Genomic DNA, 7518 nt, shown 5'->3' with positions numbered 1-7518 from the left:
TATCAGTCTTTTATAAGATTGATACATTTTTTTTGTTTATAAAAGTCTAAAAATACGATTTTGAAGGACCACTCATATAGCAAAGATTTTTTGTTTTGTTACTATTGAAAGCCTTCCCTTAATCTTGTATAGTTTTTACATGAATAGCTGCAAGGAACAGGAAAGAGGGGGATCAAATTGAAATGGTATGAGAATAGAATCAAATCAGCGATAGATGGGACAAATCCAATGGTGATCAAAGAATTGTCTGGCAGTTTTGCTGTTTATGGCGATGTCCAATTTCTTCCCGGATACTGTGTATTATTACCTAAAAGAGAGGTGGCTTCTTTAAATGATCTAGATTTAAGCGAGCGACAGATTTTCTTAACTGATATGACTCTTTTAGGAGATGCTATAATACAAGCTTGTTCTCCATTGAGAATCAATTATGAACTATTGGGAAATACTGATAACTTTCTTCATGCACATTTGTTTCCCCGTTATGAATGGGAAACCGACGAAGCGAAAAAAATGCCTGTTTGGTTGTACGACAAATCCCATTGGACTAATCCAGAGTATCACTATTCAGAAAAAAGAGATGGAGAGCGAAGACAAAAGATAGCCTCTTATTTAGAAAATGCCTATCGCTAGTCTAATGACTCTCCCTGAATCTAGTAACGTCTATTAAAGAACCTCCATGAAGCGATCGCTTCATGGAGGTTCTTTTTCCTTAGATCAATCAACATACTTAAGAACTGCGACTTCTTTTGGTTTCAGAACTACCAACTGTCTGGTTTCTTTGATTAGAAGGTCTGCTCCAGGGGCTTTCAGCTTCACTTTGGTTGTCTGCTCCGTATGGTTTAAGAGAAAGACGAGTGTATAGCCAGCACCTTTGCGACAGGTAACGGAGACTTCAGTAGGAGCAGCCAAGAAGTGCTGGGCATGAGTCGCTAATTTATGATTTTCCAGAATGGTCGCTAAAAATGTAGTTAGCCCTTCAAGAGACAATTCTGTTCCCACGTAATACGCATACCCATCGTCGATCTGATTCATAGTAATGGCTGGCTTATCGGACAAATAACCGGATTGGAAGGTTGCCAAAGCTTTCGCACCATTTAGATGAATGACTTCCTCCCATAGAGAATTGTCGTACCGACGACCTTGGAAGTCAATTTGGTGATGGATAGCTGCTTTCATTGGGTAAAACTCTTCTACAATGATCCCTAAGGTGTCCCTAAACAGTCCTGGATAGCCCCCAAGATAGACTTGGTCATATTCATTGACGATCCCACTAAAGAAATTCGTCAAGAAGATGCCACCTTGTCGCACGTAATCATTGATTTTCTTACCGAAGGCTTCTGGTGCTGAATAGAGATTTGGGGCGATCACTAAAGGATAGCCGTCTAGGGATTCGGAAGGATGGACAAAGTTTACGCTCAGATTTAACGCCCTTAGCGCGCCATACAGGCTGCGTAACTGATGAATGTACTTTAAGGTGCTTGGTTTGGCATCCAATTCCAGCGCCCACCAATTTTCCCAGTCAAAGACAACCGCGACATCAGCCAAGAAGCGCGTCCCAACAATTTCCGACAGTTGCGAAAATTCGTTGCCTAATTGCGCACATTCACGAAAGATACGGCTTGAATGAGGATCTCCGTGAGGCACCATCGCACTATGAAATTTTTCCGCACCGCCACGAGACTGCCGCCATTGAAAGAACATGATGCCATCAGCGCCATGAGCGAGCGCTTCATAACTCCAAAGACGCAGCTGGTTGGGTGTCTTGGCACCATTGATTTGCCGCCAATTAACGGCGCTGGTGGCTTGTTCCATGATCAAAAAAGGTTTTTTCTTTAAACTACGAGTTAGATCGTTAGCAAGAAATTGCGGGTAAGGGATCTTTTCAAAGGGATTCGGGTACGAATTCCAGCTGACTACATCCATTTCGGGTGCCCATTTAAACCCATCCACGTATTTGTGCAAGCCCATAAGATTGGTCATGTAAGGGATGCCTTGTGAATATTTTGCGATCGCCGCATTTTCGAGTTGATAGAGCTCCAGATTCATGTCGGAAAGAAAACGGCGATAGTCTAACTGCTGCGCAGGATTTTTGAAGGTCGGCATCGCTTCAGGTAGAAAAATTTCGTCCCAGCTACCATAGGATTGACTCCAAAACTTAGTTGACCACGCATCATTCAATCCAGCGATGGTCTGATATTTCTCTGCTAACCATGTCTGAAATCTTTTCCGACAATGATCGCAATAACACTCGTGGATGTGACAGGTATATTCGTTATTGATATGCCACATGACTAGCCCTGGATGATTGGCATAACGGTTTGCGACTGCTTCTGACAAATCGGTGGCATATTGACGATAGATAGGGGAAGTCGGACAGTAGTGCTGTCGCGCCCCATGAACCAGTCGATTGCCATGAATGGTCACAGGCAGCATCTCAGGATGTTTTTGAACAAGCCAAGCGGGAGGCGAAGCCGTTCCATTGGCTAGGTCGATCATGATATTGTTTTCATATAAAAGATCCATCAACCAGTCCAGAAAATCAAAATCATAGGTGGATTCATCTGGCTGCAGATTGACCCAGCCAAAAATATTGATACTTACATAGTTCACACCTGCTTCTTTCATTAAGCGCATATCTTCAAGAATGACTTCTTTAGACCATTGTTCAGGATTGTAGTCGGCACCATAGTAAAGTTGACGTTGCGTTTTCATCAAATCGCTCCTTTATAGACGTTTCTTTAGCATCAAGATACTTGAATCATAGCAAATATTTATCTGTTTGATAGCGGTATCATTTGAAAATCATGAAATGATCCAAAAAAACAAAAATAATTCAATCTTGTTTCGCAGCTAGGACTATCGTCCATCAGTTCTTTTGCCTTGCTGTTTTTTTAACAAAAATATACAATTGAAAAAGGCGGTAAATTAAAGTATCTAGAATCTATATTCTCAGATAGTTGTTTTTTTATCGGGGGTTTCTTTTTGCTAAAATGCATGTTTATAACTATAGGATCCAAAAAAACTTTGAATCACGAGTAGAAAAAACACGATGAGTCAAAGAAATGAATAATTATGTGATGAGGAATCAAAAAAATGAATGACATAAGTTATTCAACAAAATTGCCAAGAAGGAGAGACAAGTTCATGAACCAGCCAATACAGATTTTTTCTGAGATTGCCCCTTTAAAACGGGTGCTGCTGCATCGTCCAGGCGCAGAATTAGAAAACTTGATGCCGGATTATCTTGATCGATTGTTGTTTGATGATATTCCTTTTTTAACCCAAGCGCAAAAAGAACATGATTTTTTTGCGGATACGTTAAGAAGCAAAGGGGTGGAAGTCCTTTATTTGGAGGATCTAGCTGCTGAAACATTGACAACAACTGGTGCCAAAGAGGCCTTTTTAGAAGACTATTTAAATGAAACAACGATCCTTGATGAAGAGATTCGCAACGAAGTGCGCAACTTTTTCCTGTCGATTAAAGACAATCGCGCCTTTATCGATCATACGATGGCGGGCTTGAAAAAAAGTGAGGTAGAAATTTCAAAAGCCAGTAACTTAACGGCAATTGTTGAAACAGAATATCCTTTCTTGATCGATCCAATGCCAAACTTGTATTTCACGCGAGATCCGTTTGCTACGATTGGTCACAGTGTTTCCTTGAATCGAATGTATTCTGCAACGAGAAGACGGGAAACCCTCTACGGAAAACAAATTTTTACGCACCATCCGATGTTTGCCCGCAATGAGACGAACTTTTTGTATCATCGGGACGAAACGACGCGGATGGAAGGCGGGGATCAGCTGATTTTATCAGATAAAATCGTGGCGATCGGGATCTCTCAACGAACAGAAGTTGCCTCAATTGAAAAAATTGCCGAAACGATTTTTGCCACAGAACCGAGTTTCGAACATATCTTGGCATTTAATATCGGCGAGGAACGAAAATTTATGCATTTAGATACGGTTTTCACGATGGTGGATCATGATAAGTTCACGATCCATCCAGAAATCGAGGGAGAACTTTCGCTGTATTCAATCACTAAACACAAGGACGGTGTGCGAGTATATGAGGAAAAAGATACATTGGAAAACATTCTTTGCCGTTATTTAGATTTGCCTGAAGTCCACTTGATCCGCTGTGGTGGCGACGATTTAGCAGCGGCAGCTAGAGAGCAATGGAATGATGGGTCTAATACCTTGGCGATTGCACCTGGAGAAGTCGTGGTCTATGACCGCAACACCATTACCAATGGGCTGTTAAAAGAGGCAGGAGTCATTTTGAATGAAATCTCGGGCAGCGAATTGGTTCGCGGACGCGGGGGCCCCCGCTGTATGAGTATGCCGTTTATACGTGAGTAGGACAATTATTTGTTATTTTAAATACTTGCCTTTTCTTTAGGAGTATTTAAGTTAAGAAAAAGACGAGAAAAATCTAAAAGAAAGATTTGAAACATCATTTTGTTTCTAATCTTTCTTTTTTGTCATCATTTAACCCCCAATAAAATGAAAAGGATTTCTTTTTGTGAAAATGTGTAATTTTTGTGACTTTTATATGTAAAGACTATAAAAAAACGCTAGGAACCTTGTTCTATCGCAAAATTTATGTTACGGTTATATTAGAAAACGGAAATAGGTGAAGGTATTTGCCACTTATTGATTTTTGACACCCTACGATCAGCGAATGCCATATGCTTGATTTGTAGTGGTTTTTTTTGCGGAAAAAAAGTGAAAGCAGGTGAGAAAATGACAGTAGATGCCATTCGATTATTACAAGAAGCAGAGCAATTTGCGGAAAATAAAAATAAAGAAGCAGAAGCAGAAAAAAAACAATTGGCACAAGCAAGAGAAGAACGGTTGAAGGCGTTTAAAAAAGAGTTGGCAGAAAAAGAAGCCCAACAAAAAGAAGCAATCAACCAAAAAATTGCAGCTGAGTTGGTACAGTCTAAGGAACCGCTCTTGGCTAAGACCCAAGCAGAAGTGGAAACACTGCGAACGATCCCTAATGAATTGAAAGAAGAAGCATTAGCAATAATAATAAATAAGGTTGTGACATAAATGGCAATTGCAAAAATGCAAAAGTTCAGTCTGTTGACCTTTTACGATCAGAAAGAAGCTGTTTTAGAGCAGCTGCAAGACTTTCAAGGCGTAGAACTGCTTTCTTCGGAAAAATATTATGATTCTGAAGAAACGACGGGTGTTTTGACACCGGTTCGCGAGGAACAGTCTGAAGAAGAAATGGAGAACCAGTTTGGTCAAGTCAACTGGAGCTTAAATTTTTTAGAAGAATATGTACCCAAAAAAGGAATGCTGGCACAACTGCGGCAACCAATCAAAAAATATACCCTTCAAGAATTGGCTGAAACAGCCCACACCTATCCTTGGCAAGAATTATGCCAAACCCTTCGTAAACAAGACAAACGTCTTCGCTTGATTGATCAAGAAAAACGCGATGTATTAGCACAAGAAGCAGAACTGTCGATCTGGAAGTATTTCAAAGAACGACCAGCTGTTTTAAAAGAATTAAAAAAATCAGGTGGCTTGTTAGGATCGATTCCTACTTCTGAAATGGCTGACTTTACGACCAACAGTGAAAAGCTGCCGCTTGTCTATGTCGAAACCATTTATCAATCACAAACGACAACTTACTTATTGGTACTTTTCCATAAAGATGTAAAAGAAAAAGTAACTACTCTTCTAAAGAAAGCAGCCTTCGAGCAATACATCTACCCTTATGAGGGGATTCCAGAAGAAGATCTGCAAACGATGAAAGAAAAATCCCAACGTCTAATTGATGAAGAAAAAGAAATCAAAGCTTCTCTTGGTGCGATGACAAAAGAGCAAGAAACCTTGCGGATCGTTGCCGAGTATTTAGATGGAGCGATCACCCGCTTAAAAAGCAGTAAAATGCTTTTGCGTTCGACTCATGCGGTATCGATTTCTGGCTGGGTTCCTGTTGATGGGGCGGCCGAATTAGAAAAACGTATCAAAAAAGGGACCACGGATAACTATTACCTCGAATACCAAGAAGTGACGGAAAAAGAGCTGGCTGATGTGCCGATTTTATTAGAAAACGCACGTTGGATCAAACCTTTTGAAGGACTTGTTCGGATGTACAGCTTGCCGCAATATGACGAGTTAGATCCGACACCATTTATGGCGCCTTTTTACATGGTGGCATTCGGGATGATGGTTGCCGATTTTGGCTATGGGTTGCTCTTGTTTCTGGCGACATTCCTGGGGAAAAAGCTGTTCCACCTCAGCAAAGGGCTGGAACAAAATTTGACCCTCTTTCAGTTGTGCTCAATCCCTACGATTATTTGGGGCTTGATCTATGGCAACTTCTTTGGATTTGAATTCTCATTCCAACTGTTGTCTGCCCAGGATGATGTCAATCAGATCTTAGTCTTATCCGTGATCTTTGGGTACATTCAGATCATGTTTGGCTTGGCGCTGAAATTCTATATTTTATGGAAGAAAAAAGACCAGAAACTGGCTGCGATGTTCCAAGCCGGTTCGTGGATCGTCTTTTTGATCAGTGTCGTTTTTGTCGCCGCAGGAATGCTGCTTTTCCCTGACACCCCGTTACAAACGATTGGGATCGTAATGATCGCTGCCAGTCTTTTAGCAGTGGCAATCGGAGGCAGTTTAGAAGGAAAAACGTTGGCAGGAAAAATCGGTTCTGGATTGTACGGATTGATGGATGTGACCAACTATGTTGGTGACTTGATCAGTTACACCCGTCTGATGGCGTTAGGGGTTGCCGGCGGAAGTATCGCCTCAGCCTTCAACTTGATCATTAGCTACTTGCCGCCAGCAGCCCGGTTTACCGTCGGTATCTTATTATTTGTGGCGCTACATGGCCTGAATATTTTCTTAAGTTACCTTAGTGCGTATGTTCATGGTATCCGCTTGCAGTATTTAGAGTATTTCGGAAAATTCTTTACGGGGGGCGGACGTGCCTTTGACCCGTTCAAATCAAATGAAAATTATGTAGAGATCATCTCAGAAGAAAAGTTACAGGAGGATAATAATGGAAAATTGGATTAGTTTCTTTTACGAAAATGGTGGAATTGTTTTTGCAGCTTTAGGTGTAGCGACCGCAACGATTTGTGGTGGTATCGGATCAACGATCGGTGTGGGGATGACCAGTGAAGCAGCATCAGGCTTGATCTCAGAGCAGCCAGAGAAATTCGGGCAAGCGTTGATTTTGGAATTGCTTTCTAGTACCCAGGGGCTATACGGCTTTGTAATCTCCTTTATGATTTTTGGTCAGATCAGTGGTTCGATCTCATTCGATCGCGGGTTGTATTTGTTTATCGCTTCATTACCGATCGCGTTAACAGCAATTATCGCCGGTAAATGGCAAGGACGTGCCGCAAGTGCTGCGATGCAGATTTTAGCAAAAAAACCAGAACATGTGACCAAAGGAATTATCTTGGTAGCGATGATGGAAACGTATTGTATTTTAGGGTTCGTGATTTCCTTCTTGCTTGTCTTGAATTAAGAGGAGGGAAA

Annotated in this window: 6 protein-coding genes; 5 read left to right on the top strand and 1 reads right to left on the bottom strand. The window is 41.3% G+C overall.

Going from position 1 to position 7518, the window contains the following annotated elements; translation table 11 throughout:
• Nucleotides 1-177: 177 nt before the first annotated feature.
• Nucleotides 178-630, top strand: a complete 453-nt coding sequence (locus IGK61_RS12000) for an HIT family protein (protein WP_015510095.1) — start codon at nt 178-180, stop codon at nt 628-630.
• Nucleotides 631-714: 84 nt separating this feature from the next.
• Here the strand turns inward: IGK61_RS12000 and IGK61_RS11995 are convergent, their stop codons facing one another.
• Nucleotides 715-2712 carry a beta-galactosidase gene (locus IGK61_RS11995; RefSeq protein WP_074536690.1) on the bottom strand — a complete coding sequence of 666 codons (1998 nt, stop codon included), beginning with the start codon at nt 2710-2712 and terminating at the stop codon, nt 715-717.
• A 432-nt stretch (nt 2713-3144) separates the two neighbouring features.
• Here IGK61_RS11995 and arcA point away from each other — a divergent pair, with 432 nt between their 5' ends.
• From arcA to IGK61_RS11975, 4 genes are all read left to right on the top strand, one after another.
• The gene (gene arcA / locus IGK61_RS11990) at nt 3145-4362 is read left to right on the top strand and encodes an arginine deiminase (protein ID WP_010749205.1); all 1218 of its coding nucleotides are present in this window, start codon (nt 3145-3147) and stop codon (nt 4360-4362) included.
• A 384-nt stretch (nt 4363-4746) separates the two neighbouring features.
• Nucleotides 4747-5058, top strand: a complete 312-nt coding sequence (locus IGK61_RS11985; protein WP_015510092.1) for a hypothetical protein — start codon at nt 4747-4749, stop codon at nt 5056-5058.
• Complete coding sequence (locus tag IGK61_RS11980) at nt 5059-7050, top strand: V-type ATP synthase subunit I (protein ID WP_015510091.1); 1992 nt, start codon at nt 5059-5061, stop codon at nt 7048-7050.
• Nucleotides 7034-7507, top strand: a complete 474-nt coding sequence (locus tag IGK61_RS11975) for a V-type ATP synthase subunit K (RefSeq protein ID WP_005229236.1) — start codon at nt 7034-7036, stop codon at nt 7505-7507. The genes IGK61_RS11980 and IGK61_RS11975 overlap by 17 nt, the downstream gene beginning before the upstream one ends.
• The last annotated feature ends 11 nt before the right edge of the window (nt 7508-7518 follow it).

The sequence above is a fragment of the Enterococcus sp. AZ063 genome, from assembly GCF_051715045.1.
GTDB lineage: Bacteria > Bacillota > Bacilli > Lactobacillales > Enterococcaceae > Enterococcus_D > Enterococcus_D casseliflavus.
This window is presented reverse-complemented; position numbering and strand designations above follow the sequence as displayed.